27 protein-coding genes are annotated in these 26,178 nt (G+C 65.5%); 11 read left to right on the forward strand and 16 right to left on the reverse strand.

The window, feature by feature from the left end; genetic code table 11:
* Window positions 1-101: 101 nt before the first annotated feature.
* Together tsf and rpsB are read right to left on the reverse strand one after the other, a co-directional pair.
* On the reverse strand, window positions 102-971 hold the full coding sequence (gene tsf, locus ACRWQA_RS18965) for a translation elongation factor Ts (RefSeq protein WP_434231457.1): 870 nt from the start codon (window positions 969-971) through the stop codon (window positions 102-104).
* A gap of 167 nt (window positions 972-1,138) precedes the next feature.
* Window positions 1,139-1,885, reverse strand: coding sequence for a 30S ribosomal protein S2 (gene rpsB / locus ACRWQA_RS18970; RefSeq protein WP_263582357.1), 747 nt, complete (start codon window positions 1,883-1,885; stop codon window positions 1,139-1,141).
* Between the two features lie 315 nt (window positions 1,886-2,200).
* Between rpsB and map the strand changes: the two genes are divergently transcribed.
* From map to ACRWQA_RS19005, 7 genes are all read left to right on the forward strand, one after another.
* Window positions 2,201-2,992 (forward strand): type I methionyl aminopeptidase, encoded by a 792-nt coding sequence (map, locus tag ACRWQA_RS18975; protein ID WP_434231460.1) that lies wholly within the window; start codon window positions 2,201-2,203, stop codon window positions 2,990-2,992.
* Window positions 2,993-3,003: 11 nt separating this feature from the next.
* Window positions 3,004-5,685, forward strand: a complete 2,682-nt coding sequence (locus ACRWQA_RS18980) for a [protein-PII] uridylyltransferase (protein ID WP_263582355.1) — start codon at window positions 3,004-3,006, stop codon at window positions 5,683-5,685.
* A gap of 101 nt (window positions 5,686-5,786) precedes the next feature.
* Complete coding sequence (gene dapC, locus ACRWQA_RS18985; protein WP_434231463.1) at window positions 5,787-6,986, forward strand: succinyldiaminopimelate transaminase; 1,200 nt, start codon at window positions 5,787-5,789, stop codon at window positions 6,984-6,986.
* On the forward strand, window positions 6,986-7,330 hold the full coding sequence (locus ACRWQA_RS18990; RefSeq protein ID WP_263582353.1) for a Spx/MgsR family RNA polymerase-binding regulatory protein: 345 nt from the start codon (window positions 6,986-6,988) through the stop codon (window positions 7,328-7,330). The genes dapC and ACRWQA_RS18990 overlap by 1 nt, the downstream gene beginning before the upstream one ends.
* Before the next feature lie 32 nt (window positions 7,331-7,362).
* Window positions 7,363-8,388 (forward strand): 2,3,4,5-tetrahydropyridine-2,6-dicarboxylate N-succinyltransferase, encoded by a 1,026-nt coding sequence (gene dapD, locus ACRWQA_RS18995; protein ID WP_263582352.1) that lies wholly within the window; start codon window positions 7,363-7,365, stop codon window positions 8,386-8,388.
* Window positions 8,375-9,547, forward strand: coding sequence for a succinyl-diaminopimelate desuccinylase (gene dapE, locus ACRWQA_RS19000; protein WP_434231468.1), 1,173 nt, complete (start codon window positions 8,375-8,377; stop codon window positions 9,545-9,547). Before dapD ends, dapE begins: the two co-directional genes overlap by 14 nt.
* A gap of 20 nt (window positions 9,548-9,567) precedes the next feature.
* Window positions 9,568-9,975 (forward strand): hypothetical protein, encoded by a 408-nt coding sequence (locus ACRWQA_RS19005; protein WP_263582350.1) that lies wholly within the window; start codon window positions 9,568-9,570, stop codon window positions 9,973-9,975.
* Window positions 9,976-10,034: 59 nt separating this feature from the next.
* On the opposite strand, the gene ACRWQA_RS19010 is transcribed toward ACRWQA_RS19005, so the two are convergent.
* Window positions 10,035-10,499: a cold-shock protein gene (locus tag ACRWQA_RS19010; RefSeq protein ID WP_318153168.1), complete on the reverse strand. Its 465-nt coding sequence runs from the start codon at window positions 10,497-10,499 to the stop codon at window positions 10,035-10,037.
* 128 nt (window positions 10,500-10,627) lie between these two features.
* Between ACRWQA_RS19010 and ACRWQA_RS19015 the strand changes: the two genes are divergently transcribed.
* Window positions 10,628-10,864, forward strand: coding sequence for a SlyX family protein (locus ACRWQA_RS19015; protein ID WP_167114127.1), 237 nt, complete (start codon window positions 10,628-10,630; stop codon window positions 10,862-10,864).
* 204 nt (window positions 10,865-11,068) lie between these two features.
* Here the strand turns inward: ACRWQA_RS19015 and trxB are convergent, their stop codons facing one another.
* Together trxB and ACRWQA_RS19025 are read right to left on the reverse strand one after the other, a co-directional pair.
* Window positions 11,069-12,022 (reverse strand): thioredoxin-disulfide reductase, encoded by a 954-nt coding sequence (trxB, locus tag ACRWQA_RS19020; protein WP_263582348.1) that lies wholly within the window; start codon window positions 12,020-12,022, stop codon window positions 11,069-11,071.
* Between the two features lie 119 nt (window positions 12,023-12,141).
* Window positions 12,142-12,351, reverse strand: coding sequence for a CPXCG motif-containing cysteine-rich protein (locus ACRWQA_RS19025; RefSeq protein WP_263582347.1), 210 nt, complete (start codon window positions 12,349-12,351; stop codon window positions 12,142-12,144).
* A 170-nt stretch (window positions 12,352-12,521) separates the two neighbouring features.
* Here ACRWQA_RS19025 and acnA point away from each other — a divergent pair, with 170 nt between their 5' ends.
* The gene (gene acnA / locus ACRWQA_RS19030; RefSeq protein WP_434231473.1) at window positions 12,522-15,272 is read left to right on the forward strand and encodes an aconitate hydratase AcnA; all 2,751 of its coding nucleotides are present in this window, start codon (window positions 12,522-12,524) and stop codon (window positions 15,270-15,272) included.
* A gap of 144 nt (window positions 15,273-15,416) precedes the next feature.
* On the opposite strand, the gene ACRWQA_RS19035 is transcribed toward acnA, so the two are convergent.
* The 11 genes from ACRWQA_RS19035 to radC all read right to left on the reverse strand — a co-directional run bounded on the left by ACRWQA_RS19035 (window position 15,417) and on the right by radC (window position 24,126).
* Window positions 15,417-17,096, reverse strand: coding sequence for an NAD-dependent malic enzyme (locus ACRWQA_RS19035; protein ID WP_434231476.1), 1,680 nt, complete (start codon window positions 17,094-17,096; stop codon window positions 15,417-15,419).
* Between the two features lie 97 nt (window positions 17,097-17,193).
* Window positions 17,194-17,319, reverse strand: a complete 126-nt coding sequence (locus tag ACRWQA_RS19040; protein WP_446326213.1) for a hypothetical protein — start codon at window positions 17,317-17,319, stop codon at window positions 17,194-17,196.
* Between the two features lie 37 nt (window positions 17,320-17,356).
* Window positions 17,357-18,382 (reverse strand): tryptophan--tRNA ligase, encoded by a 1,026-nt coding sequence (locus tag ACRWQA_RS19045; RefSeq protein WP_434231478.1) that lies wholly within the window; start codon window positions 18,380-18,382, stop codon window positions 17,357-17,359.
* A gap of 79 nt (window positions 18,383-18,461) precedes the next feature.
* Complete coding sequence (gene ald, locus ACRWQA_RS19050) at window positions 18,462-19,577, reverse strand: alanine dehydrogenase (protein WP_263582342.1); 1,116 nt, start codon at window positions 19,575-19,577, stop codon at window positions 18,462-18,464.
* A 172-nt stretch (window positions 19,578-19,749) separates the two neighbouring features.
* On the reverse strand, window positions 19,750-20,184 hold the full coding sequence (locus ACRWQA_RS19055; protein WP_263583907.1) for an acyl-CoA thioesterase: 435 nt from the start codon (window positions 20,182-20,184) through the stop codon (window positions 19,750-19,752).
* Between the two features lie 41 nt (window positions 20,185-20,225).
* Window positions 20,226-20,540: a putative signal transducing protein gene (locus tag ACRWQA_RS19060; RefSeq protein WP_263582341.1), complete on the reverse strand. Its 315-nt coding sequence runs from the start codon at window positions 20,538-20,540 to the stop codon at window positions 20,226-20,228.
* 6 nt (window positions 20,541-20,546) lie between these two features.
* Window positions 20,547-21,737 (reverse strand): class I SAM-dependent rRNA methyltransferase, encoded by a 1,191-nt coding sequence (locus ACRWQA_RS19065; protein ID WP_263582340.1) that lies wholly within the window; start codon window positions 21,735-21,737, stop codon window positions 20,547-20,549.
* 23 nt (window positions 21,738-21,760) lie between these two features.
* The gene (mutM, locus tag ACRWQA_RS19070) at window positions 21,761-22,597 is read right to left on the reverse strand and encodes a bifunctional DNA-formamidopyrimidine glycosylase/DNA-(apurinic or apyrimidinic site) lyase (RefSeq protein ID WP_263582339.1); all 837 of its coding nucleotides are present in this window, start codon (window positions 22,595-22,597) and stop codon (window positions 21,761-21,763) included.
* Window positions 22,598-22,861: 264 nt separating this feature from the next.
* Entirely contained in the window at window positions 22,862-23,017 is a 156-nt protein-coding gene (gene rpmG, locus ACRWQA_RS19075) for a 50S ribosomal protein L33 (RefSeq protein ID WP_263582338.1), read from the reverse strand.
* A gap of 25 nt (window positions 23,018-23,042) precedes the next feature.
* The gene (gene rpmB, locus ACRWQA_RS19080; RefSeq protein WP_149328717.1) at window positions 23,043-23,279 is read right to left on the reverse strand and encodes a 50S ribosomal protein L28; all 237 of its coding nucleotides are present in this window, start codon (window positions 23,277-23,279) and stop codon (window positions 23,043-23,045) included.
* Window positions 23,280-23,451: 172 nt separating this feature from the next.
* Window positions 23,452-24,126, reverse strand: coding sequence for a RadC family protein (gene radC / locus ACRWQA_RS19085; protein WP_263582337.1), 675 nt, complete (start codon window positions 24,124-24,126; stop codon window positions 23,452-23,454).
* A 136-nt stretch (window positions 24,127-24,262) separates the two neighbouring features.
* Here radC and coaBC point away from each other — a divergent pair, with 136 nt between their 5' ends.
* On the forward strand, window positions 24,263-25,549 hold the full coding sequence (gene coaBC, locus ACRWQA_RS19090; protein ID WP_263582336.1) for a bifunctional phosphopantothenoylcysteine decarboxylase/phosphopantothenate--cysteine ligase CoaBC: 1,287 nt from the start codon (window positions 24,263-24,265) through the stop codon (window positions 25,547-25,549).
* A 58-nt stretch (window positions 25,550-25,607) separates the two neighbouring features.
* Window positions 25,608-26,090: a dUTP diphosphatase gene (dut, locus tag ACRWQA_RS19095; protein WP_263582335.1), complete on the forward strand. Its 483-nt coding sequence runs from the start codon at window positions 25,608-25,610 to the stop codon at window positions 26,088-26,090.
* The last annotated feature ends 88 nt before the right edge of the window (window positions 26,091-26,178 follow it).

Below are 26,178 nucleotides of genomic sequence, written 5' to 3' on the forward strand. Positions count from 1 at the left end.
GGCGCAAGGGATGGAACGACTCTACTACAGCCGACGCGGCGGCCGGATACGAGAAGGCGTGCGCTCGCGCGCACGCCATCCTCGAGCTGGAACCTCTGACCTTAGCGACGGCCAGCCTGTTCCATGACTTCCTTGGCGAAGTCGACCTCTTCCTTCTCGATGCCCTCGCCCACTTCGAAGCGAGTGAAGCCGATCACCTCGCCACCCGCGGCCTTGGCGAACTCGGCGACGGTCTGGTTCGGGTCCTTGACGAAGGGCTGTTCGGTCAGGCTGTTCTCGGCCAGGTACTTCTTCAGGCGCCCCTCGACCATCTTCTCGGCGATCTGCTCGGGCTTGCCGGCCATGTCGGGCTGGGCCAGGATGATCGCCTTCTCCTTGTCGAGCTGCTCCTGCGGCATGTGCTCGGGGCGCGCCACGGCCGGGTTGATCGCGGCCACGTGCATGGCGATGTCCTTGGCCACCTCGGCGTTGCCACCCTTGAGCAAGGTGAGCACGCCGATACGTCCGCCGTGGACGTACTCGCCCACCAGCCCGCCTTCCGGCGCCTCGACGACGGCACAGCGACGCACGCCGATGTTCTCGCCGATCTTCTGTACCAGCTGCTCGCGGTCGCTCTCGAGGGCGCCTTCCATCACGGCGGCGACGTCTTCGCTCTTGGCGGCGAAGAAGGCGTCGGCGATCTTGTCGGCAAAGGCCTTGAAGTTGTCGTCACGAGCGACGAAGTCGGTCTCGGAATTGATCTCGACCACCACGCCGTAGCTGCCATCCTCGGCGACGCGGGTCACCACGGCGCCTTCGGCGGCGGTACGGCCGGCCTTCTTGGCGGCCTTGAGGCCAGAGCTCTTGCGCAGATTCTCGATGGCGACTTCGATGTCACCATCCGCTTCGGTGAGCGCCTTCTTGCACTCCATCATGCCGAGCCCGGTACGCTCGCGCAGTTCCTTGACCTGGGAAGCGCTGATCGCTGCCATGGTATTCACCTCTTGATAGTGGAACCCGGTTAGGTTCGACCTGGGAATAAGGGCGCCGGACCCTTGGGTCCGGTTCAATCCCGCTCCGCCACGGCGGAACGGTAGCGGGCGGCCGCCTTGGTTGGCCGCCCACCCGGGCCGGCAGCGCCGGCCCGGGCGACTCGCCGTTACTCGGCAGCGGCAGCCGCGTCGCCGCCTTCACTCTCGGTGACCTCGACGAACTCGTCGGGACGGCCTTCCTTCGCCCGCGCGCAGGCGTCGGCGATTGCCCTGACGTAGATCTGGATGGCACGGATGGAGTCATCGTTGCCGGGAATCACGTAGTCGACGCCGTCCGGGTCGGAGTTGGTATCCACCACGCCGATGACCGGGATACCGAGCTTGTTCGCCTCGTTGATCGCGATACGCTCGTGATCCACGTCGATGACGAACAGCGCATCGGGCAGGCCGCCCATCTCCTTGATGCCGCCGATGGAACGCTCGAGCTTGTCCTGCTCGCGGGTCGCCATCAGGACCTCTTTCTTGGTCAGCTTCTCGAAGGTGCCGTCCTCGCGCATGGTCTCGAGGTCGCGCAGACGCTTGATCGACTGACGGATGGTCTTGTAGTTGGTCAGCATGCCGCCGAGCCAGCGGTGGTTGACGAACGGCTGACCGACCCGGTTGGCCTCTTCCTTGATGATCTTGCTCGCGCTGCGCTTGGTGCCGACGAACAGGATCTTGTTGTTGGAAGCGGCCATCTTCTCGACCACGCCGATCACCTCGTTGAGGGCCGGCAGGGTGTGCTCGAGGTTGATGATATGGATCTTGTTACGAGCGCCGAAGATGAACTTGCCCATCTTCGGGTTCCAGTAACGGGTCTGGTGACCGAAGTGTGCGCCTGCCTTGAGCAGGTCGCGCATGTTGACGTGTGCCATGGATGACTCCTGAAAATCGGGTTAGGCCTCCACGTACCCCATGGATCCGACCGCCGGGATTGACCGCGGCAGCACCCGGGACCATGTGCCGGTACGTGTGTGTTTTCAAGGCTATTGAGTTAACGGCGCGAACCGTGACGTGTCGCAGCTCGACGCCAGCACCCTCACGCCTCGTCAGCCGACCGGGCCAAGGCCGGGGCGGCGACGATTGCAGGAAAGCGCGCGGCTTTATACCATAGTTCGCCAACGAGATGAAGTCGCCCGCCGTCCTTGGCCTACGTTGCCGGCGCTGCAACCCCTCTGAACCGAGATTCCATGAACATACCCATCAAGACGCCCGACGAGATCGAGAAGATGCGCGAGGCCGGCCGCCAGGCCGCCAGCGTGCTGGAGATGATTGCGCCCCATGTCACGGCCGGCGTGTCCACCGGCGAGCTGGACCGCCTGTGCCACGACTATATCGTCGATGAGCTGGGCTCGACGCCGGCACCGCTCAATTATCACGGCTTCCCCAAGTCGATCTGCACCTCGCTCAACCATGTGGTCTGCCACGGCATCCCCGACCCGGCGAAGAAGCTCAAGAAGGGCGACATCATGAACATCGATGTCACCGTGAAGACCGCCGACGGCTATCACGGCGACTCCAGCGCCATGTACATCGTCGGCGAGAACATCCAGGGCGAAAGGCTCTGCCGGGTGACTCAGGAGTGCCTGTACCGGAGCATTGCCCTGGTGCGCCCGGGCGTGCGCCTCTCCGAACTGGCCCGCGCCATTCAGAACCACGCCGAGGCCAACGGCTACTCGGTGGTGCGGGATTTCTGCGGCCACGGCATCGGCGCCACCTTCCACGAGGACCCGCAGGTGCTGCACTATGACGGCTACGCCCCTGAGGCCGACGCGACCCTGGCCGCCGGCATGTGTCTGACCATCGAGCCGATGATCAACGTCGGCGGGCACCAGACCAAGGTGCTGCGCGACGGCTGGACCGCCGTGACCCGGGACAAGAGCCTGTCCGCGCAATGGGAGCACACGCTGCTGGTCACCGAGACCGGCGTCGAGGTGCTCACGGCGCGCCACGAGGAAGACTTCTCCTTCCTCGACCACTGAGTCGAGCCAACATGCTCCTGCACCACTATCGCTTCGTGCCCGACGAGACGCTGTTCGACGCCGAGACCTTTCGGCGCGAACTCGCCGGTACCCGCTCGCCCATCGCCCCCTTCAAGGCGGCGCTGCGCGACATCCAGAGCCGGCTCGACGAGCGTTTCCATGCCGGCGCCGACATCCGCGACCTGGTGCACGGCCGTGCCTGGAGCCTCGATCAGTTGCTGGGCGTGGCCTGGTCGCTGCACGACTGGCCCGACGATGGCGTGGCGCTGCTCGCCGTGGGCGGCTATGGTCGCGGCGAGCTGCACCCGCACTCCGACGTCGATCTGATGCTGCTGCTGGAAAGTGACGACGACACGCCCTACCGCGAGGGCTTGACCGCCTTCATCACCCTGCTGTGGGACATCGGCCTGGAGATCGGCCACAGCGTGCGTTCGCTCTCCGATTGCGAACGCGAGGCCGAAGGCGACATCACCATCATCACCAATCTGATGGAGTCGCGCACCCTGGCCGGGCCCGAATCGCTGCGCGAAGCGATGAAGGCACGCATCGCCCCCGAGCGGATGTGGCCGTCGGACCGCTTCTTCGAGGCCAAGTGGCAGGAGCAGATCGCCCGCCACCACCGCTTCAACAACTCCGAGTATCATCTCGAACCCAATATCAAGAGCTCACCGGGCGGACTGCGCGACATCCAGATGATCGGCTGGGTGGCCAAGCGCCACTTCGGCAGCCAGCGCTACGAGGACCTGGTGGCCAACGGCTTCATGAACGATGCCGAACTGCGCATCCTGAGCCAGGGCCAGGCCTTCCTGTGGCAGGTGCGCTACGCCCTGCACATGCTCACCGGCCGCGCAGAGGATCGCCTGCTGTTCGACCACCAGCGCACCATTGCCGAGCTGTTCGGCTTCCGCGACACCCCCGAGAGGCTCGCGGTCGAGCAGTTCATGAAGCGCTACTACCGGCACGTCACGGCGTTGGCCGGGCTCAATGACATGCTGCTGCAGCACTTCGACGAAGCGATCCTGCGCGGCGGCGAACGGCTGGAAACGATTTCGCTCAACGAACGCTTCGAGATCGAGGGGGGCTACATCAAGGCACGCAACCGAGCGGTCTTCCGCGACCACCCTTACGCGCTGCTCGAGCTGTTCCTGCTGATGGCGGAGCATCCCGAGATCGAGGGCGTGCGTGCCGACACCATCCGCCTGATTCGCGACCATCGCCATCTGATCGACGACCTCTACCGCGACGACGCCCAGCATCAGCACCTGTTCATGTCGCTGCTGCGCTCCAGCGGTAACGTGGCGCGCCAGCTCAGGCGCATGAACCGCTACGGCGTGCTGGGCAAGTACCTGCCGGAGTTCGGCCAGGCGGTCGGCCTGATGCAGCACGACCTGTTCCATATCTACACCGTCGACGCGCACACCCTGCGCCTGCTCAAGTTCATCCACCAGTTCCGCAAGCCCGAGGCGCGCAACGAGTTTCCGGTGGCGGCGGCGCTGGTCCACCAGTTGCCCAAGCTGGAGCTGCTGTGGACCGCGGGGCTCTACCACGACATCGGCAAGGGCCGTGGCGGCGATCACTCGCTCCTCGGCGCCCGCGACGTGGAGCGCTTCGCCGAGCGCCACGGCCTGTCGAGCCGCGACACTCGGCTGGTCAGCTGGCTGGTGGAGAACCACCTGGTCATGTCGATGGTGGCCCAGAAGCGCGACATCACGGACCCCGACGTGATTCGCGAGTTCGCCGTCCTGGTCGGGGACGAGACCCGCCTGGACTACCTCTACGTGCTGACCGTGGCCGACATCAACGCCACCAACCCGACGCTGTGGAACGGCTGGCGTGCCTCGCTGCTGCGCCAGCTGCACGCCGAAACCAAGCGCGCCCTGCGCCGCGGCCTGGACAATCCGCTCGATCGCGAGGAGTGGGTGCGCGAGACGCGCGGCGAGGCACGCTCGCTGCTGGCCACGGTGGGCGCCGACATCGGCCGGGTCGACCGCCTGTGGGAATCGCTCGGCGAGGAGTATTTCCTGCAGTACGCGCCCAGCGAGATCGCCTGGCAGACCATGGGGATCCTGGCCCACGGCGAATCGCCACTGCCGCTGATCCTGATCAGCGCCCCCACCGACGACATGACCGACGGCGGCACCAAGGTGTTCATCCACACCCGCTCGGTGGACGACCTGTTCGCCGCCACCGCCGCCGCCATGGAGCAGCTCGGGCTTTCGATCCACGATGCCCGCATCGCCACCTCGAGCAACGACTGGACGCTGAACACCTTCATCGTGCTCGACGACCAGGGCCGCGCCATCCGCGATCCCGCCCGCATCGAGGAGATCCGCGCACACCTGGTGGAGGAGCTCGACGACCCCGATGACTATCCGCAGATCGTCACTCGCCACACCCCGCGCCAGCTGCGCCATTTCAAGGTACCGACCGAGGTACTCATCGAGCAGGACCCGGCCAACGAGCGCACCCTGCTGGAGCTGACCGCTCCCGACCGCCCCGGCCTGCTGGCCCGGGTCGGGCGCATCTTCATGGAGCAGGACATTTCGCTCTCGGCGGCCAAGATCGCCACCTTGGGGGAGCGCGTCGAGGACGTCTTCTTCATTACCGACAAGGCCGGCGCGCCGCTGACCGACCCCGAGCGCCAGCAGCGCCTGCGCGAGCGGCTGATCGAAATGCTCGACGTGGCAGGCTGACGCCTGCCACGTATGGGTTTGAGGCGAGCCGGGGGCTTCCCTATAATCGTCGGTCTGCCCGCAGCCACGACAAAGACGCCGCTCCATGGCGCTGGACACCGATGAACCCCGACCTCGACGCCTTGAAGCCCTACCCCTTCGAGAAACTCGCCGCGCTGAAGGCCGGCGTAGCGCCCCCCGAGGGGCTCGCGCACATCCCCCTGACCATCGGCGAGCCACAGCATGCGCCCTTCGCCGCGGCCCTGGAGACGCTGCAAGTCCACCAACAGGCGTTCGCTCGCTACCCGGCCACCGCCGGCATTCCCGAGCTGCGCCAGGCCATCGCCGGCTGGGCCACCCGCCGCTTCGGGCTCGAGGGCCTCGACGCCGAGCGCCAGGTGCTGCCGGTCAACGGCACCCGCGAGGCGATCTTCGCCTTCGTTCAGGCGGCGCTGGATCGCACCCGCCCGGCGCGGGTGGCGGTGCCCAATCCCTTCTATCAGATCTACGAGGGCGCCACCCTGCTCGCCGGAGGTCAGCCGCTCTACCTGGACTGCCGGGCCGAGAACGGCTTTCGACCCGACCTCGACGCCGTGCCGGCGGATACCTGGCGCGAGGTGCAGATCGTCTTCCTCTGCTCGCCGGGCAACCCCACCGGAGCGGTGACGCCGCAGGCCGAGTTCGAGAAGCTCATCGCGCTGGCCGACGAGCATGACTTCATCATCGCCTCCGATGAGTGCTACTCCGAGCTCTACCTCGACGAGGCCGCTCCACCGCCGGGGCTGCTCGAGGCGTGTGCCGCCATCGGCCGCCACGACTATCGCCGCTGCCTGGTGTTCCACTCGCTCTCCAAGCGCTCCAACCTGCCCGGGCTACGCTCGGGATTCGTCGCGGGAGACGCCGAGCTGATCGCGCCGTTCAAGCGCTATCGCACCTATCATGGCTGCGCCATGTCGTTGCCGCTGCAGCACGCCTCGATCACCGCCTGGAACGATGAGAGCCACGTACGCGCCAACCGCGACGCCTATCGCGAGAAATTTGCCGCCGTGACCGAGATTCTTGCCCCGGTGCTTGAATTTCCTGCGCCCGAGGCCAGTTTCTATCTATGGCCGGCAGTGCCGGATGGTGACGACGAGGCCTTCACCCGAGCCTTGTTCGCCGCGGAGCACGTCAGCGTACTGCCCGGCTCTTACATGGGGCGCGAAAGTGCCGGCGGTGCCAATCCCGGGCGTGGCCGGGTACGCCTGGCATTGGTGGCCGAAGTCGCTGCCACGCTCGAGGCGGCGCAACGCATTCGCCGTTTCGTCGAAAGGAGCTCATGATGGCAACTCTGTTCGTGATCAAGAACTGCGATACCTGCCGCAAGGCGCGCAAGACGCTGGACGAGAGAGGTCTACCCTATCAGGTCCACGACCTGCGCGAGGATGGCCTCTCCGCGGCGTTGCTCGAGCATATCCTCGAGCGCGTCCCGGTTCTGGAAGCCATCAATCGGCGCAGCACCACCTGGCGCAACCTCCCTGAGGAGGACAAGCAGGACATCGACGCTAACAAGGCCCGTGCGCTGATCATGGCCAACCCCACACTGCTCAAGCGACCGATGCTCGATACCGGCGACGAGATACGCGTCGGCTATCGCGACGGCGACTACGACGATCTCAAGGGCTGAGGCCCACTCCCTACAAGACGCGAGGACACCGCATGTTGAGTTTTGCCTTCGGAATCGGCACCCAGAACACCCAGGGCGACTGGCTGGAAATCTACTATCCGGCACCGCTGCTCAAGCCCGATGCCAGCCTTGTGGAAGCCGTCGGCAAGGTGCTCGACGTCCCCGCCGGCAACAGCGCCGTCAGCTTCCTGCCAGAACACTGCGCCGAGCTCGCCGAGGCGCTCGAGGCGGCGGGCCATGTCGCCCAGGCCGAGCTGGCCGAGGCCCTGGCCTCCAGCCAGCGTCCGCTGGTGGCCACCTTCCTGGAGAACGACCTGGCGCCGCAGAGCGCACCCGAGGTCTATCTCAAGTTGCACCTGCTGTCGCATCGCCTGGTCAAGCCGCACGGCGTCGACCTGACCGGCATGTTCGGCCTGCTGCGCAACGTGGCCTGGACCAGCGAAGGCCCGATCGATATCGAGGAACTGCCGGCCCGTCGCCTCAAGGCGCGCCTGGAGGGTCGCGCCCTGTCGGTGGACTGCGTCGACAAGTTCCCCAAGATGACCGACTACGTGGTACCGAGCGGCGTGCGTATCGCCGACACCGCCCGAGTGCGTCTGGGCGCCTACCTCGGCGAAGGCACCACCGTGATGCACGAGGGCTTCGTCAACTTCAATGCCGGCACCGAAGGTCCCGGCATGGTCGAGGGCCGTATTTCCGCCGGCGTGATGGTGGGCAGGGGCTCCGACCTGGGCGGCGGCTGCTCCACCATGGGTACCCTCTCCGGTGGTGGCAACATCATCATCAAGGTCGGTGAAGGCTGTCTGATCGGCGCCAACGCTGGCATCGGTATTCCGCTGGGCGACCGCTGCACCGTCGAGGCCGGGCTCTACATCACCGCCGGGGCCAAGGTGGCCCTGCTCGACGACCAGGGCCAGGAGGTCAAGGTCGTGGCGGCCCGCGAGCTGGCCGGCCAGAGCGATCTCCTGCTGCGTCGCAATTCGCAGAGCGGACGCATCGAGTGCCTGACCAACAAGAGCGCCATTGCGCTCAACGAGGCCCTGCATGCCCACAACTGAGCCACAGGGGCTCTCCCCGACCCTGCAGCTCGCCATGGAGCTGATCCGCCGCCCTTCGGTCACCCCCGACGACCTGGGCTGCCAGGCGTTGATGATCGAGCGTCTGGAGCAGCTCGGCTTTCACATCGAGAGTCTGCCCTTCGGCGACGTGGAAAACTTCTGGGCGACACACGGCCATCACGGCCCGGTACTGGCCTTCGCGGGTCACACCGACGTCGTGCCAAGCGGTCCTCACCTGCACTGGGACACGCCCCCCTTCGAGCCCTGTATCGATGACGAGGGCATGCTGCGGGGCCGTGGCGCGGCCGACATGAAGGGCAGCCTGGCGGCGATGGTCACTGCCGTGGAGCGCTTCGTCACCGCCCATCCCGACCATCACGGCCGCATCGCCTTCCTCATCACCTCCGACGAGGAAGGCCCTGCGGTGGACGGCACCCGGGCCGTGGTCGAGCACTTGCGCGAGCGCCACGAACGCCTCGACTATTGCATTGTCGGCGAGCCCTCCTCCACCGACATGCTCGGCGACGTGATCAAGAACGGTCGCCGCGGCTCGCTGGGCGGCGTGCTGCATGTCAAGGGCATCCAGGGCCATGTGGCCTACCCGCACCTGGCACGCAACCCCATTCACCAGGCGATGCCGGCGCTCGATGCCCTGATAAGCGAGCACTGGGATGGCGGCAACGACTTCTTCCCCGCGACCAGCTTTCAGATCTCCAACATCCGCGCCGGCACCGGTGCCACCAATGTCATCCCCGGCGACGTGGAAGTGGTGTTCAATTTCCGCTTCTCCACCGAGGTGACCCATGAGCAACTGCGCGAGCGCACCGAGGCGATCCTCGATGCCCATGGGCTCGAGTACCAGCTCGACTGGACGCTCAACGGCGAACCGTTCCTCACCGCCGAGGGCGAGTTGGTGGATGCCGCCCTGCACGGTGTGGAAACGGTGCTCGGCCGTCGTCCTCAGCTCTCGACCAGCGGCGGCACCTCGGATGGGCGCTTCATTGCCACGCTGGGTAGCCAGGTAGTGGAGCTGGGGCCGCGCAACGCCACCATACACCAGACCAACGAGCACGTTCGCGCCGCCGACCTCGACGACCTGAGCCTGATCTATGAAGCGATCCTGGCCAAGCTTTTCGTCAACGGCACCGCCCAGCCCTGACCGCGCCGAGAGAGTTCACCATGCCACATCAGCACGACAGCAACATGCGCTATCCGGACATCGAGATCTACCTGCGCCAGGCGCCGCTTCCCGCGATCGATGCCTGGCTGGGCGAGACGCTGGATGCCGCCCCGCTGCGCGGCGCAGGGCGCGGCAAATGGCAGACTCGCGGTCATCATGCGGGGCACGAGGTTCCGGTGCTGCTGGTGGAGAAAGCAGCCGACGGCTTCGCCAGCCTGTGGCTCGACAGCCCCCACTCCCCTTGGCCGCGCGACTGCGATTGCGCTCGTGATGCCGCCACTCGGCTCGGCTGCGAGGTGCGCTGTTCGCTGGGCGGCTGGCAACCGGGCGACGAACCCGACCGCTTCTGGCAGGTACTGCCCGACGGCAGCGAAGGCGCCATCGACTGGCCCGACTCGGGTCAGTGACCGAAACGACATCGCCCCGCCGAAGCGGGGCGATGTCGTTGGAAGCGCAGGCGCTTCGTTCAAGTGATTACAGTGACGTCGTCGGCCTGCAACCCCCTCTCGTTCTCGATCACGTGATAGCGAACCTTCTGCCCCTCGGCGAGAGTACGATGCCCGCGGCCGCGAATGGCGCGAAAATGCACGAACACGTCCTCACCGCTCTCGCGCTTGATGAAGCCGTAGCCCTTGTTGACGTTGAACCACTTGACCTCACCGATCTCGCGGTCATCGTTCTCGACGTCGGCCAGCACGGCCAGCCTGGGGCTGAAGGCATGCACCGTCAGGGTAGCGACGAGCAGCAGCAAGAAGACGGCAAGCGCCACGGTGAAATAGCCCACCACGAAGCCGTCAGGCTCCAGCAGGGTCAGGAGCTGCTGGGGCAAGCCGACGTCGGCCAAGGCCAGTGACAGAGCGATCAGCAGCGGCGCTGGCAGCGCCAGCAGCAGGCTGATCAACGAACAGCGAAAGATAACCTTGCGATTCATGGATCCGTATTGCTCACTTGTTATGTGGAATTGGCGAAACATGATGTCTGATGACGACACGACCCGAGGTCCTATCGCCCAATGAAGGTGTCACGATGAACAGCGACACGCAGCGCGACGATTCTAGCATGAGCCTTTCCCAGGCGCTCGCCACCCGGCTCGAAGCCCTGGAGAGCCGAATTGCCTACCAGGAGCACTGGCTGGATACGCTGGACGAAGCCGTCGCCAGCCAGGAACGGCGCCTGGCCCAGCTCGAACGGATCAATGCCTTGATGCAGGAAAAGCTGCGCGACCAGCAGCGAGCGCTGCAGGATTCGGAGATGGCGGCACCCAGCCCGCAGGACGAGGTACCGCCGCACTATTGATGGGTATCGATAGTGACAGGCCGCGCCGTGCCGCTCCTGAGGCTAGCTCGCGCCTTAACCGGCGCCAGGGTTACGCGGAGGCGCTGTGAACCCATCCTTGGGCGCTACTTTTGCCATCCATGGCAAAAGACCTCCGCTACACCCTGCCCCCCGGCGGCGCTCGACTCCCGCTAAGCGCCACAGCCCCCCGGGACGAGGAAACAATTAGACGAGATCGTCGAGGTAGCGCTCCGCATCCAATGCCGCCATGCAGCCGGTGCCGGCGGAGGTCACCGCCTGGCGGTAGACGTGATCCATCACGTCGCCGGCGGCGAACACGCCCGGCACGCTGGTGGCGGTGGCGTTGCCCTCGAGGCCGGACTTTACCTTGATATAGCCGTCATGCATCTCCAGTTGGCCTTCGAAGATACCGGTGTTGGGGCTGTGGCCGATGGCGATGAACACGCCGGGCACCTCGAGCTCCTTTACGCCGTCGTCGACGACGGAACGAATACGCACGCCGGTGACGCCGCTGGCATCGCCCAGCACTTCCTCGAGTACGTGGTTCCATTCGAGCACCACGTTGCCGCTCTCTGCCTTCTCACGCAGCTTGTCCTGCAGGATCTTCTCGGCGCGCAGGGTGTCGCGGCGGTGCACCAGGGTCACCTTGGAGGCGATGTTGGAGAGATAGAGCGCTTCCTCCACGGCGGTGTTGCCGCCACCCACCACCACGACCTCCTTGTTGCGATAGAAGAAACCGTCGCAGGTGGCGCAGGCCGATACCCCCTGGCCCATGAACTGCTGTTCGGAAGGCAGGCCCAGGTAGCGCGCACTGGCGCCGGTGGCGATGATCAGCGCATCGCAGGTGTAGCTGCCGCTGTCGCCCTTGAGAGTGAAGGGGCGATTACGCAGATCGACCTCATGGATGTGGTCGAACAGCACTTCGGTATCGAAGCGCTCGGCGTGCCGCTTCATGCGCTCCATCAGTTCCGGCCCCTGCACCCCGGCGTCGTCGCCGGGCCAGTTGTCCACGTCGGTGGTAGTGGTCAGTTGGCCGCCGGCCTGGATGCCAGTGATCAGTACCGGCTTGAGATTGGCACGTGCCGCGTAGACGGCGGCGGTATAGCCGGCCGGGCCTGAGCCCAGAATGATCAGGCGTTCGTGACGCGCTTCGCTCATGAAGAGATCCTCGCAGCTCGAAAACGGGATGAGGCTTGTCGTGTCTCGCCCCGGTCATGCTCGTCGCAGTCGACCGGGGCAATGGATGGCACCATTGTACCAGCCTCGGATGCCTTTCTTCACAGCACTTCATCGTCGCGCCCCAGCATCAGCGTTACCAGCTCGCCGGTGGCCGGCGACACCTCGACCCGCAACTGGATGGGTGCGCAGCAGTAGGGACAATCCTCCCAGGTCTCGTGGCTGCCCTGGGAGACATCCACCAGCAGGTCGAAAGGCATGCTGCAGTAAGGACAGTGGACCGAATGACTGTCGAGTTGCTCTTCGTGCATGACGAAACTCCCGGCGCTCCTCCCTTCCCCTACGGACGGCAGCGCCACGCAACGGGTTCTCGTTCAGCATAGAAACCCTGGGCAGTGCTTGAAAGGGGGGCCTATCATGACCATGTGTTAAGAATGAGGTCGAAGAAAAGGACCGTTCACTACCGTGACAGGAGGCCTTCATGAGCCGTGACCAGATGCCGGATACGCTGCAGACACTAGTCGCCGGTGACACCACCTACCACTACTACAGTCTGCCGCGGGCAGCCGATACCCTGGGCAACATCGACCGGCTGCCGAAGACGCTGAAAATCCTGCTGGAAAACCAGTTGCGCTTCGCCGGCGATCCCAGCGTTGCGCGCGAGGACGTGCAGGCGCTGGTCGACTGGCAGCAGGATGGGCGCTCCAGCCGCGAGATCGGCTATCGCCCGGCGCGGGTGCTGATGCAGGACTTCACCGGCGTTCCCGGCGTGGTGGACCTGGCCTCGATGCGTGCTGCGGTAGCAAAGCTCGGCGAGGATCCGTCGCGCATCAACCCCCTCTCACCGGTGGATCTCGTCATCGACCACTCGGTGATGGTCGACAAGTTCGGCAACCCCACCGCCTTCAAGGACAACGTCGCCATCGAGATGGAGCGCAACCGCGAGCGCTACGAATTCCTGCGCTGGGGCCAGGACGCCTTCGACAATTTCCGCGTGGTGCCGCCGGGTACCGGCATCTGCCACCAGGTCAACCTCGAGTATCTGGGCAAGACGGTGTGGAGCAAGGAGCAGGATGGCAAGGTCTACGCCTACCCCGACACCCTGGTGGGCACCGACTCCCACACCACCATGATCAACGGCCTAGGCGTACTCGGCTGGGGCGTCGGCGGCATCGAGGCCGAGGCCGCCATGCTGGGCCAGCCGGTGTCGATGCTGATTCCCGAGGTGGTGGGCTTCAAGCTCACCGGCAAGCTCCGGGAAGGCATCACCGCCACCGACCTGGTGCTGACGGTGACCCAGATGCTGCGCAGCCGCGGCGTGGTGGGCAAGTTCGTCGAATTCTACGGCGACGGCCTGGCCGACCTGCCGCTGGCCGATCGCGCCACCATCGCCAACATGGCCCCTGAATACGGCGCCACCTGTGGCTTCTTCCCGGTCGACGACGAGACCCTCACCTACCTGCGCCTGACCGGTCGTGAAGATGCCCAGATCGCCCTGGTGGAGTCGTACAGCAAGGTCCAGGGGCTATGGCGTGAGCCCGGCGACGAACCGATCTTCAGCGACACCCTGCACCTCGACCTGGGCGATGTCGAAGCCAGCCTGGCCGGCCCCAAGCGGCCCCAGGATCGCGTTGCACTGAAGGACATGAAGGCCACCTTCGAGAAGCTGATAGAGGGCGAGAAAAGCGACAATGGCCTGTCCAGCGAGGAGAAGGGACGCTTCCTTTCCGAGGGCGGCCAGACCGCTGTGGATGTGAAGGAAAGCTACGAGCACCATGACAGCCAGAACGTCGAGATGGACGGCGAGCAGTTCTTGCTCCATCCCGGTGCCGTGGTGATCGCTGCCATCACCTCCTGCACCAATACCTCCAACCCCAGCGTCATGATGGCCGCCGGCCTGTTGGCTCGCAATGCGCTGGCCAGGGGGCTCAAGACCAAGCCTTGGGTCAAGACCTCGCTGGCCCCTGGCTCCAAGGTGGTGACCGACTATCTCAAGGCCGGCGGTGTCAACGACGACCTCGACGCCCTGGGCTTCAACCTGGTGGGCTACGGCTGCACCACCTGCATCGGCAACTCCGGTCCGCTGCCGCCGCCCATCGAGAAGGCGGTCGAGGATGGCGACCTCACCGTGGCCTCGGTACTCTCGGGCAACCGCAACTTCGAGGGCCGCATCCACCCGCTGGTGAAGACCAACTGGCTCGCCTCGCCGCCGCTGGTGGTGGCCTATGCGCTGGCCGGCAATGTGCGCCTTGACCTCACACGTGAGCCGCTGGGCGAGGACCGGGACGGCAATCCGGTCTATCTGCAGGACATCTGGCCCTCACAGGCCGATATCGCCAGCGCGGTGGAAAAGGTCAAGACCGAGATGTACCGCAAGGAGTATGCCGAGGTATTCGAGGGCGACGAGACCTGGAAGGCACTGCAGGTGCCGCAGAGCAAGGTCTACGAGTGGTCGCCCTCCTCCACCTACATCCAGCACCCGCCCTTCTTCGAGGGCATGGGCCGCGACCCGGAGCCGATCGAGGATGTCGAGGATGCCCATATCCTTGCCCTGCTCGGCGACTCGGTGACCACCGACCACATCTCGCCGGCCGGCTCGATCAAGCCCGACAGCCCCGCCGGGCGCTATTTGCAGGAGCGCGGCATCAAGCCGGTGGACTTCAACTCCTACGGCTCGCGCCGCGGCAACCACGAGGTGATGATGCGCGGCACCTTCGCCAATGTGCGCATCAGAAACGAGATGCTCGACGGCGTGGTCGGCGGCGAGACCCGCCACGTGCCCTCGGGCGAGCAGATGGCGATCTACGACGCTGCCATGCGGTATCAGGAGAAGGGCACGCCGCTGGTGGTGGTGGCCGGCAAGGAGTACGGCACCGGCTCGTCACGCGACTGGGCGGCCAAGGGCACGCGCCTGCTCGGTGTGCGCGCCGTCATCGCCGAGTCCTACGAGCGCATCCACCGCTCCAACCTGATCGGCATGGGCGTGGTGCCGCTGCAGTTCCCCGAGGGAGAAAGCCGCAAGACGCTTGGCCTGACCGGCGACGAAACCATTTCCATCGCGGGCCTGGCCGACCTCACCCCCGGCGGCAAGGTCACGGTCACGGTGAAAAGCGACAAGGGCGAGAAGAAGCTCGAGGCGCTGTGCCGCATCGACACCGCCAACGAGCTGGAGTATTACCGTCACGGCGGTATCCTCCATTACGTGTTGCGGCGAATGATCGGCGCGGCATAAGCCCTCCTAGCGCGCTCAAGTGAAAGGCCCTGCCGGGGAAACCGGCAGGGCCTTTGTCATTGCATGGCATAGTGCTTCTGATTCATCCAACGCACTTCCCACATCCCTGTAGGTCGTCGAGCGCAGTAATGCATCAGTCCACAATCAGAACGCACGGCGCCGATAGCGACGATATTCCGGCGTCCAGCTGCTGCGCTCGATGGCTTCGCGCAGCTTGATGCCGTCGGTGCGCAACGCCACCCCTTCCTGCTGCGCCTGGGCGGCGACCTCGAAGGCGATCGCCCTGGAGAGTTCGCGGATCTGCGACAGCTGCGGCAGCAGCGCTCCCTCACCCTCCTTCACCAGTGGCGCTTCGCGGGCCAGCGCACGGGAAGCGGTCATCAGCATCGAGTCGGTGATTCTCTTGGCGCCGCTGGCGACCACGCCGAGGCCGATCCCGGGGAAGATGTAAGCGTTGTTGCACTGGGCGATGGGGTAGGTCTTGCCATCGTGCACCACCGGCGGGAACGGGCTACCGGTCGCCACCAGTGCCTGGCCGTCGGTCCACTCGATCACGTCCGCGGGTGTGGCCTCGACGCGTGAGGTGGGGTTGGAGAGCGGCATGATCACTGGCCGCTCGCAACCAGCATGCATGGTACGGATCACGTCCTCGGAGAACAGTCCCGGCTGGCCCGAGACGCCGATCAGTACCGTGGGCTTGATATGTCGCGCCACTTCGAGCAGCGACTGGTTGGCCCAGCCCTTGACGAGTTCCGGTTCATGCGCCAGGCGGCGCTGAAAATCGCGCAGCCACTCCTGGTCGGAAGTGACCAGTCCATCGCGGTCGACCATGAAGACCCGGCGGCGCGCCTCCTTCTCGGAGAGCCCCTCGGCCTGCATCGCCACCACCACCTGCTCGGCGATACCGCAGCCGGCGGAGCCGGCGCCGACGAATACCACGCGCTGGTCGGCAATGGTCTCGTCACGCGCCTGGCAGGCCGCCATCAGGGTGCCCACGGCGACCGCCGCGGTGCCCTGCACGTCGTCGTTGAAGCAACACAGCCGGTCGCGGTAGCGCTCCAGCAGGGGCACGGCGTTGGCCTGAGCAAAGTCCTCGAACTGCAGCAGCACGTTCGGCCAGCGGCGCTTCACCGCGGCGATGAAGTCTTCGAGGAAGGCATCATACTCCTCCTGGGAGATACGCGGGTGCCGCCAGCCCATGTACATGGGGTCGTCGAGCAGGATTTGATTGTTGGTGCCCACATCGAGGGTGATCGGCAGCGTATAGGCGGGGCTGATGCCGCCGCAGGCGGTGTAGAGCGCCAGCTTGCCGATGGGAATGCCCATGCCGCCGATGCCCTGGTCGCCGAGGCCGAGGATACGCTCGCCATCGGTCACCACGATCACCTTGACCCTGTCCTTGGTGGCGCTGCGCAGGATGTCGTCAATGCGCTCACGGTCCGGATAGCTGACGAACAGGCCGCGGTGGCTGCGGTAGATGTTGGAGAATTCCTCGCAGGCCTGCCCCACCGTAGGGGTGTAGATGATCGGCAGCATCTCCTCGAGATGCTCCATTACCATGTGGTAGTAGAGCGTCTCGTTGTCGTCCTGGATCGCCCGCAAGTGGATGTGTCGTTCCAGGTCGCTGTGGCACTGCTGATACTGGCGGTAGGCCCGTTCCGCCTGCTCCTCGATGGATTCCACATTCTGCGGCAGCAGACCGATCAGGTTGAACTCGAGCCGCTCCTCGCGAGAAAAGGCACTGCCCTTGTTGAGCAGCGGCATCTCGAGCAGCGAAGGACCAGCGTAGGGAATGTAGAGGGGGCGTTTGGTTTCGGTGGACATCTCTGATCTCGATACGGTGACTGGAATCCGGCCGTAGGCACTCTACTGGCACCTTGGCGCCAACTTTACCACGCCTCCGCTATCGTGGCGCCCCGACTCAACTGGTCTTGGCCCGGGTCCTGTCGCCGGGTGGACGGTCGAAGAACAGCGGGCGCAGCCGCGCGCCGAGCATATTGCCGGCGAAGCCCGCCACCCTTCCAGCTTCCAGCTTCCAAAACGACACAGGGCGCCCGAAGGCGCCCTGCAGGGTCGCGTCCGGGTCAGACGAAGCGGCCCAGTCCCACGGCATGCCTCAACCTGTCCATGAACGGCGCGGCCTCGGCGCGCGCACGTTCGGCCCCCTTCAGCAGCACGCTCTCGATATGCCCCGGGTCCTCCATCAGCGCCACGTAGCGTTCGCGGGGCTCGCGCAGCTGTTCGTTGAGGTGCTCGAACAGGCGGTTCTTGACCTCGCCCCAGCCGATGCCGTTGGCGTACTCGCCACGCATCGCCTCGCGCTCCTCGCGAGAGGCGAAGGCGGAATAGATCTGAAACAGGGTGCAGCCCTCGGGATCCTTGGGCTCGCCGGGTTCAAGAGAGTTGGTCTTGATCTTGCGCACCAGTTTGAGCAGCTTCTTCTCGGAGACGAACAGCGGGATGGTGTTGTTGTAGCTCTTGGACATCTTGCGCCCATCGAGGCCGCCCAGCACCGCCACCTCGTCGTCCACTACCGCTTCCGGCAGGGTAAAGAACTCGCCCTTGTAAAGGTGGTTGAAGCGCCCACCCATGTCGCGGGCCATCTCGATGTGCTGGATCTGGTCGCGGCCCACCGGCACCTTGTTGGCGTTGAACATGAGGATGTCGGCGGCCATCAGCACCGGGTAACCGAACAGCCCCATGGTAATGCCCTTGTCCGGGTCCTGGTTGCCGGCGGCCTCGTTCTCGGCCACCGCCGCCTTGTAGGCGTGGGCACGGTTCATCAGGCCCTTGGCGCAGACGCAGGAGAGCATCCAGGTCAGTTCGGAAATCTCGGGAATATCCGACTGGCGGTAGAAGATGGCGTTGTCGGTGTCGAGCCCCAGCGCCAGCCAGGTGGCGGCGATCTCCAGGCGCGATTCCTGTACGCGCTTGGGGTCCTGGCACTTGATCAGTGCGTGCAGATCGGCCAGGAAGTAGTAGGACTGTACGCTGGGGTCCTGGCTCGCGGCGATGGCGGGCTTGATGGCCCCGACGTAGTTGCCCAGGTGGGGCGTGCCGGTGGTGGTGATGCCGGTGAGAACGCGTGTCTTCTGGGAAGCTGCACTCATGGAAAGCGGACTCTGCTGTCGGAAATGCCCGCTATGGTAACGCGAGGGGGGCGGTCAAGGCGACCGCCCCCGGCGCCGCTCACCGTACCAGGCTGGCGGGATCGACGCTCTCCAGGCCAAAGGCCTCGGCCACGGCGCGGTAGGTGACCTGGCCGTCGTGCACGTTGAGGCCGGGCAGGAAGTGCGCATCATCGGCCAGCGCCCGCTTCCAGCCCTTGTCGGCCAAGGCAATCACGAACGGCAGGGTGGCGTTGGTCAGCGCCTGGGTCGAGGTACGTGCCACCGCGCCGGGCATGTTGGCCACGCAGTAGTGGACGATGCCATCGACCATATAGGTCGGCTCGGCATGGGTGGTCGCACGGCTGGTCTCGAAGCAACCGCCCTGATCGATGGCCACGTCGACCAGCACGCTGCCGGGCTTCATGTCAGCGAGCATGGCGCGAGTGATCAGCTTGGGCGCGGCGGCGCCGGGGATCAGCACTGCGCCAACGATCAGGTCACTCTCGCGCACCGCCTCGTCGATGGCATCGGCGGTGGAGAAGACGGTCTTCATGCGGCCCTGGTAGCGGTCGTCGAGCACCTCGAGGCGTGGAATCGACTTGTCGATCACGGTCACTTCGGCACCCAGGCCCAGCGCCATGCGCGCGGCGTTCTCGCCCACCACGCCGCCGCCGATCACGGCGACCTTGCCGGGCGCCACGCCGGGCACGCCAGGCAGCAGCACGCCGGAACCGCCCTGGGCCTTCTCCAGGCTGTGTGCGCCGGCCTGGATCGCCATGCGGCCGGCCACGGTACTCATCGGTGCCAGCAGCGGCAGGCCGCCCAGACGGTCGGTGACGGTCTCGTAAGCGATGCAGGTGGCGCCGCTTTCCATCAGGCCACGAGTCAGCTTCTCCTCGGCGGCCAGATGCAGGTAGGTGAACAGGGTCTGGCCGCGGGTGAGGCGCGCCACTTCTTCCGACTGCGGTTCCTTGACCTTGAGGATCAGCTCGGCGTCGGCCCAGAGGGTGTCCACGTTTGCCTCGATCCGGGCACCTGCGGCCTCGTAGTCGGCGTCGGAAAACCCTGCCCCTTCGCCGCCACCGGCCTGCACCGTGACCGAATGGCCGCGTGAGACCAGCTCACGAGCTCCCGTGGGCGTCAGGGCGACGCGGTATTCGTGATTCTTGATTTCCTTCGGCACGGCGATCTTCATGAGGCACCTCCTGAGCGTTCAACGCCTGTTATTAGGATAAGACAGGCGCATTACAGCACAGGCAGTCCAAACATGAAGCACCTTGGACAAAGAACGGTAAAAACCCATGCAGCGAGGCTTTCCAAAAGAAAATCAGCACCGCACAAGAAAATCTGACAAAAAAATCACAGCCTCACTCGACAACAAGCGCACCGCCGTAGATGGCCACGTACTCCTCGGGTAGGCGCCGCGGACGCCCGCCGGAAAGCTCGATGCAGGCGAAGCGGGTGCGCGCCCGCAGCAGGGTGCGGCCGTCGGCAGGTCGTATCAGTTGAAAGCGTCGAGTGAGAGTGAGGCGGCCGTCGCAGCCGACGATCCAGGTCGCCAGTTGCAGGCGTTCCCCCTCAAAGGCCGGTGCCAGGTAGTCGAGTTCGTGGCGATGCACGGCCATGGCGCGGTCCAGCTCGCGGTAGCGAGCCAGGTTCAGCCCTAGATGCTCCGAGTGAGCCCAACTCACCTGCTCGACCCAGCGCAGGTACTCGGCGTTATTGGCGTGGCCGTACTCGTCGATGGCCGAGGCGGCCACCTCGAGCTCGATGACAAAGGGATCGGGAAGGTCCCACTCCAGTGACATGATGCTCTCTCCGTGCGGGGTAATTCGTGACGGATTCAGGCTTTCGTCGTGCCGCAACGCCAGCAGGCATCGAAGACACCCTCCAGCGTTTCGCCGCAGTTCGAACAGTGCCAGCCCGGTGTTTCGCCGGGACCCGCCATGGCCGCGTGAATCAGCGCCTCGGCTCGCTCGCGGTTGTGCGGTGCCACCCATACCTCGGGTTCGCACTCCCCCAACGGTAGCTCGCCGGCGCCTCCGCCCAGCACCATGTTGCGCAACTCCACGGGAATACCCGCCGCGGCAAGCACGTTGCGCACATGGCTGACCAGCAGCGAATTGGAGTGGGCAAAAACGCGGACGTAGCCGTTCATATCAGTTCAGTCGCGGAAGACCCGGACACCCAGCGCCTTGAGATAGGCCGTCTCGGGGATCGCCGGGTGCACCGGATGATCGGCCGCCTGGTGGCCCTGGTAGACGATCTGGCCGTGGCGGTCCTGGTGGCGCACCGCGCCGCGCACCACGTCCACCAGCCGTTCCTGTGCCAGGTGCATGGAACAGGATGCCGAGAGCAGCAAGCCGTCGCGCCCGAGCAGACGCATCGCCTCTCGGTTGAGCCTGGCGTAGGCGCGCTCGCCGTTGGGAATATCCTTGCGCTTCTTGATGAAGGCCGGGGGGTCGAGGATCACCACGTCGAACTGCTCTCCGTCGGCCTTGAGCGCGGCCAGCGCCTCGAAGGCATCGGCCTCGCCCACCGCCACCCGCTCGTGCAGGCCATTCAAGGCTGCGTTTTCCGCCACCCGCTCGAGCGCCTGGGCGCTGGCATCGATGCACAGCACCTCGCTGGCCCCGTGGGCCGCCGCCTGCACGCCCCAGCCGCCGATGTAGCTGAACACGTCCAGCACTCGCTTGCCGGCCACCAGGCCATTGAGCCAGGCGCGGTTGCCGCGGTGATCGAAGAACCAGCCGGTCTTCTGGCCGTCGAGCACCGGCACGTGGAAGCGCACGCCGTTCTCCTCCAGCAGCACGGGACCATCGAGCTCGCCCTTGGCCACGGTGACCTGGCGTTCGAGCTGCTCCTGGCGACGCCCGGAGGAGTCGTTCTTGAACACGATGACCCGTGGTGAAAGCACCTTGTCCAGCGCTGCCACGACCTCCTCGGCCAGGCGCTCCATGCCCAGGGTATTGAGCTGCACCACCAGCACGTCGTCGAAGCGGTCCACTACCAGCCCCGGCAGCAGGTCGCCCTCGCCGTGCACCAGCCGGTAGAACGGCTTGGCGTAGAGGCGTTGGCGCAGTGCCAGCGCCTGGTTGAAGCGATGCACCAGCAGCGAGCGGTCGAGGCGCATTTCGGGGTCGCGCGACACCACTCGCGCGCAGATCAGCGAGTTGGGGTTGACGTAGGCCACCCCCATGGCCTTGCCGTTAGCGGCTTCGACCACCACCTGGGCACCCGGTTCGAGGCCCTTGAGCGGCGTGGCCTCGATGTCGACCTCGTTGGAGTAGAGCCATAGGTGGCCGGCCTTGAGGCGACGGTCGGCGTTCTTCTTGAGGCGCAGGGTCTGGGTCATGGTTCGTCTCTTGAATGGGAAAATCAGCGCTGGCAGGCGGGACAAAAGACACTGGCCCGCTGCCCCAGCGTCACCAGCCGCAGCTCGCCGTTGCAGCGTCGGCAGCCCTGGCCATGGCGGCCGTACACATTGAGTCGCTGCTTGAAGTATCCTGGCTCGCCGGTGCCACTGACGAAATCTCGTAGCGTGGTGCCGCCCTGGGCGATGGCCGCCGCCAACACTTCGCGAATGGCGGCGGCCAAGCGCTCGTAGCGCTCGCGGGAGATGCGACCCGCCGCCCGACGTGGGTCGATACCGGCCAGGAACAGTGCCTCGCTGGCATAGATGTTGCCGACGCCCACCACCACCGCGTTGTCCATCAGGAACGGTTTGACGGCCATACGTCGTCCGCGCGAGAGCAGGAAGAGGCGCTCGCCATCGAAGGCATCGGACAGCGGCTCGGGCCCCAGGTTGGCCAACCGCGGGTCGGATTCGGGCGTGCCGGCGAGCCAGTCGACGAAGCCGAAGCGGCGCGGATCGTGGTAGCGAAGGATGGCACCGTCATCGAACACCAGGTCGATGTGATCGTGTTTCCTGGGCAATTCGCCCAGCCGGGCGATGCGCAGGCTGCCCGACATGCCCAGGTGCCAGATCAGGCTGCCAGCGCCCTCTCTCTCACCCCCTCCCTCGACCGGCAGCAGCAGGTACTTGGCGCGCCGCGCCAGGATGCCGATGCGCGCCCCCACCAGGCGGTCGATCAAATCGTCGGGCACCGCCACGCGCAGACGCGGCTGGCGTACGATCGCCTCGACGATCTCGCGCCCCTGCACGTGGGGGGCGATACCGCGGCGGGTGGTCTCGACTTCGGGCAGCTCGGGCATGTTGTCGCTCGCTCGGCAGCCGCACTGCGGCTCGACGATAAAATGCTGTTGGGAACGCTGCGCAAATTAGCGAACGGGATGAAGCGCAAGGCGCCCGCAGCGCAGAAACCGGAGCCTATGGGGTATAGGTGAGGATTTCGAGCAGCGCGTAACGCAGCGATTCGCCTGTACAGCAATTTGCGCCGTGTTCACTAACGCCTGAACCCGGCGAGGGCGCCGGGTTCAGGAGGACAGGTTTGAACACCTGCGGAAGACGACCAAGATTTACTTGATCTTGGCTTCCTTGTACATCACGTGCTTGCGGACTACCGGATCGAATTTCTTGAATTCGAGCTTGTCCGGGGTGTTCCGCTTGTTCTTGTCGGTGGTGTAGTAGTGGCCGGTACCGGCACTGGACACCAGCTTGATCTTGTCACGCATGGCTGCTTACTCCCTGAGTGGTCGCTTAGACGGCTTCGCCGCGCTTGCGGATGTCGCTGAGCACCGCGTCGATGCCCTTCTTGTCGATGATGCGCATCCCCTTGGAAGAGATGCGCAGCTTGACGAAGCGATTCTCCGACTCCACCCAGAAACGATGGGTGTGCAGGTTCGGCAAGAAACGACGGCGGGTCTTGCGCTGGGAGTGTGATACGTTGTTACCAGTTACCGGACGCTTGCCGGTAACCTGACATACTTTGGACATGGGAGCCTCCAACCGCTTGGCCAGGTGGTCAAACCTGAGTGTTCAAAACCTGTCGGGCAAACCGGGAACGACCCCGTTCTCATTTGACCCAAGGGAATTCAAAGGCTGCACTTTATAGCAGAGTGCATCCCTACAGGCAACAAGTAGCCGCGTATTCTACACCCCTCGCCCCCTAAAGCCACCCTCTCTCCGCAAATGACACGACATCTCCGTCCCCAACGACAAAGTGATCCAGCACGCGGATCTCGAACAGACCCAGCGCCTCGCGCAGGCGATCGGTGATGCGCCGGTCGGCATCGGAGGGTTCGGCCACCCCCGAAGGATGGTTGTGAGCGAAGATGATCGCGCCGGCCCCCAACTCCAGCGCCCGGCGTGCCACCTCGCGCGGATAGACCGAGGCGCTGTCCAGTGTGCCGCGGAACAGCGACTCGAAGCGGATCACGCGATGCTGGGTATCGAGGAACAGCGCAGCGAATACCTCATGGCCCAGATGGCGCAACTGGGTGGCCAGGTAGGCCCGCACCAGGGTCGGTGAGGTCAGTGCATCGCCACGGGCGAGCTGGGCGGCCAGGTGGCGCTTGGAGAGCTCGAGGGTCGCCTGGAGCTGGACGAACTTGGCCGTGCCCAGGCCCCGCTCGGCACAGAAACGCACCTGATCGGCCTCCAGCAACTGGCGCAACCCGCCGAACGCCGTGAGCAGGTCGCGGGCCAGATCCACTGCCGAGCGGCCCGCCACCCCCACTCGCAGGAAAATCGCCAGCAGCTCGGCATCGGACAGTGCCTCGGCACCCAGCGCCAGCAGTTTCTCCCGCGGGCGCTCGCCCTCGGGCCAGTCGCGAATCGACATCCCCTGTCTCCTTGCTACGCTTTCCATCGGTTGGTAGAAGTCATGCATTGTAACCGACGCGCACGAAGGGCCGTGGCTGCGCAACTTCAACGGCAATGGTAAGGTAAGAGGTCGGGTTTTAGTTCAGGAAACTCCCATGACAATGCAGTCCGTCAATCGGCTCGCTGGCCGGCGCATCCTGCTCGGCATCAGCGCCGGTATCGCCGCCTACAAGAGCGCCCAGCTCGCCCGGCTGCTCAAGCAGGCGGGCTGCGAGGTACGCGTGGTCATGACCGAGGGCGCCCAGGCCTTCATCACCCCGCTGACGCTGCAGGCACTCACCGGCGAGGCGGTACGTACCTCGCTGCTGGACCCGGAAGCCGAGGCCGGCATGGGGCATATCGAGCTGGCGCGCTGGGCCGAGACGATCCTGATCGCCCCCGGCACCGCCGACCTGATGGCGCGCCTGGCCCAGGGCATGGCCGACGACCTGCTCACCACCCTGTGCCTGGCCAGCGAAGCCGAGAGGGTCATGGCACCGGCGATGAACCAGGCCATGTGGCGCCATGCTGCCACCCAGCGCAACGCCGCCCGCCTCGAACAGGACGGCTGGCGATTGCTGGGGCCGGCCAGCGGCGACCAGGCCTGCGGCGACGTTGGGCCGGGTCGTATGCTCGAGCCCGAAGCGATCGTGGCCGAACTCATCCAGCCGGCCAGCGAGACAGCACACGACCAAGTCGCACCAGGCGAGAAAACCCCGGCCCAGGGCCTGCATATCGTGATCACTGCCGGCCCCACGCGCGAGCCCCTCGACCCGGTGCGCTACCTTTCCAACCACAGTTCGGGAAAGATGGGCTTTGCCCTGGCCGCCGCCGCCGCCGAGCTCGGCGCTCAAGTCACCCTGATCAGCGGCCCCGTCAGCCTGCCCACGCCCGAGGGTGTAGCACGCATCGATGTGGAGACGGCACTGCAGATGCACGAGGCGAGCCGCCGCCTGGCAAGCGAGTGCGATATCTTCATCGGCTGCGCCGCCGTGGCCGACTACCGCGCCGAGGCGGCATCGGAGCACAAGATCAAGAAGCGCGAAGACGAGGATGGACTGACCCTGAGCCTGGTCAAGAACCCCGATATCATTGCCGATGTCGCCAAGCAGCGCGATGCGGCAGGCGGGCGTCCCCTGGTGGTAGGCTTCGCCGCGGAAACCCGCGACCTGGAGGCCTACGCCCGCGACAAGCTCGAACGCAAGCGGCTGGACATGATCGTCGCCAACGACGTTTCCGCTGCGGGGCTCGGCTTCGGCGCCGACGACAATGCCGCCCTGCTGCTGTGGCGAGAAGGCGACGGTGAGAGTGGCGCGAGCCTGCCGCCACAGCCCAAGACCCAGCTCGCCAGGGCAGTGATCGAGCGCGCCCTCGGCTGCGTGGCTTCGCACCCCGTGCACTGAACGCCGGCCCAAGCCCCGGCCCTTGACCCAGACCATTAGCGAAACCGACGGAACGATCATGCCCGATACCCCACAAGCCAGGCCCACTGCCAGACCGCGACTGGAAGTCAAGCTCCTCGACGAGCGGTTGCACGACTACATGCCCCGCTATGCCACACTGGGCTCGGCCGGGATGGATCTGCGGGCCCTGCTCGACGAACCACTGACCCTCGAGCCTGGCCAGTGCGAGCTGATCCGCACCGGGCTTGCCATTCATATCGGCGACCCGGGCCTTGCCGGCCTGATCCTGCCGCGCTCGGGTCTCGGCCACAAGCACGGCATCGTGCTCGGCAACCTGGTAGGGCTGATCGACTCCGACTATCAGGGCGAGTTGATGATTTCGACCTGGAATCGCGGCAACACTGCCTTCGTACTGGAGCCGTTCGAGCGCCTGGCTCAGTATGTGCTGGTACCGGTGGTCCAGGCCGAGCTCGAGGTCGTCGACAGCTTCGAGGCCAGCCTCCGCGGCGAAGGCGGCTTCGGCAGCTCGGGCCGCCACTGACGCTTGACGCACCGCTGCCTGCCGTTCCAGGGAAGGAACCGCCTGGCAGCGTTTTCGCAACCTGGCACATGAACCCACACCTGTCTGA

Source organism: Billgrantia sp. C5P2, from assembly GCF_051062895.2.

Coding starts and splice junctions, on each gene's coding strand:
- dut (WP_263582335.1), top strand. CDS start 25,608: ATGCCCGATACCCCACAAGCCAGGCCCACTGCCAGACCGCGACTGGAA.
- ACRWQA_RS19065 (WP_263582340.1), bottom strand. CDS start 21,737: ATGACCCAGACCCTGCGCCTCAAGAAGAACGCCGACCGTCGCCTCAAG.
- dapC (WP_434231463.1), top strand. CDS start 5,787: ATGAACCCCGACCTCGACGCCTTGAAGCCCTACCCCTTCGAGAAACTC.
- ACRWQA_RS18990 (WP_263582353.1), top strand. CDS start 6,986: ATGGCAACTCTGTTCGTGATCAAGAACTGCGATACCTGCCGCAAGGCG.
- tsf (WP_434231457.1), bottom strand. CDS start 971: ATGGCAGCGATCAGCGCTTCCCAGGTCAAGGAACTGCGCGAGCGTACC.
- ald (WP_263582342.1), bottom strand. CDS start 19,577: ATGAAGATCGCCGTGCCGAAGGAAATCAAGAATCACGAATACCGCGTC.
- rpmG (WP_263582338.1), bottom strand. CDS start 23,017: ATGCGTGACAAGATCAAGCTGGTGTCCAGTGCCGGTACCGGCCACTAC.
- radC (WP_263582337.1), bottom strand. CDS start 24,126: ATGTCGATTCGCGACTGGCCCGAGGGCGAGCGCCCGCGGGAGAAACTG.
- ACRWQA_RS19045 (WP_434231478.1), bottom strand. CDS start 18,382: ATGAGTGCAGCTTCCCAGAAGACACGCGTTCTCACCGGCATCACCACC.
- rpmB (WP_149328717.1), bottom strand. CDS start 23,279: ATGTCCAAAGTATGTCAGGTTACCGGCAAGCGTCCGGTAACTGGTAAC.
- ACRWQA_RS19005 (WP_263582350.1), top strand. CDS start 9,568: ATGCCACATCAGCACGACAGCAACATGCGCTATCCGGACATCGAGATC.
- ACRWQA_RS19060 (WP_263582341.1), bottom strand. CDS start 20,540: ATGAACGGCTACGTCCGCGTTTTTGCCCACTCCAATTCGCTGCTGGTC.
- ACRWQA_RS19015 (WP_167114127.1), top strand. CDS start 10,628: ATGAGCCTTTCCCAGGCGCTCGCCACCCGGCTCGAAGCCCTGGAGAGC.
- mutM (WP_263582339.1), bottom strand. CDS start 22,597: ATGCCCGAGCTGCCCGAAGTCGAGACCACCCGCCGCGGTATCGCCCCC.
- ACRWQA_RS18980 (WP_263582355.1), top strand. CDS start 3,004: ATGCTCCTGCACCACTATCGCTTCGTGCCCGACGAGACGCTGTTCGAC.
- trxB (WP_263582348.1), bottom strand. CDS start 12,022: ATGAGCGAAGCGCGTCACGAACGCCTGATCATTCTGGGCTCAGGCCCG.
- ACRWQA_RS19010 (WP_318153168.1), bottom strand. CDS start 10,499: ATGAATCGCAAGGTTATCTTTCGCTGTTCGTTGATCAGCCTGCTGCTG.
- dapD (WP_263582352.1), top strand. CDS start 7,363: ATGTTGAGTTTTGCCTTCGGAATCGGCACCCAGAACACCCAGGGCGAC.
- ACRWQA_RS19035 (WP_434231476.1), bottom strand. CDS start 17,096: ATGTCCACCGAAACCAAACGCCCCCTCTACATTCCCTACGCTGGTCCT.
- dapE (WP_434231468.1), top strand. CDS start 8,375: ATGCCCACAACTGAGCCACAGGGGCTCTCCCCGACCCTGCAGCTCGCC.
- acnA (WP_434231473.1), top strand. CDS start 12,522: ATGAGCCGTGACCAGATGCCGGATACGCTGCAGACACTAGTCGCCGGT.
- ACRWQA_RS19025 (WP_263582347.1), bottom strand. CDS start 12,351: ATGCACGAAGAGCAACTCGACAGTCATTCGGTCCACTGTCCTTACTGC.
- rpsB (WP_263582357.1), bottom strand. CDS start 1,885: ATGGCACACGTCAACATGCGCGACCTGCTCAAGGCAGGCGCACACTTC.
- map (WP_434231460.1), top strand. CDS start 2,201: ATGAACATACCCATCAAGACGCCCGACGAGATCGAGAAGATGCGCGAG.
- coaBC (WP_263582336.1), top strand. CDS start 24,263: ATGACAATGCAGTCCGTCAATCGGCTCGCTGGCCGGCGCATCCTGCTC.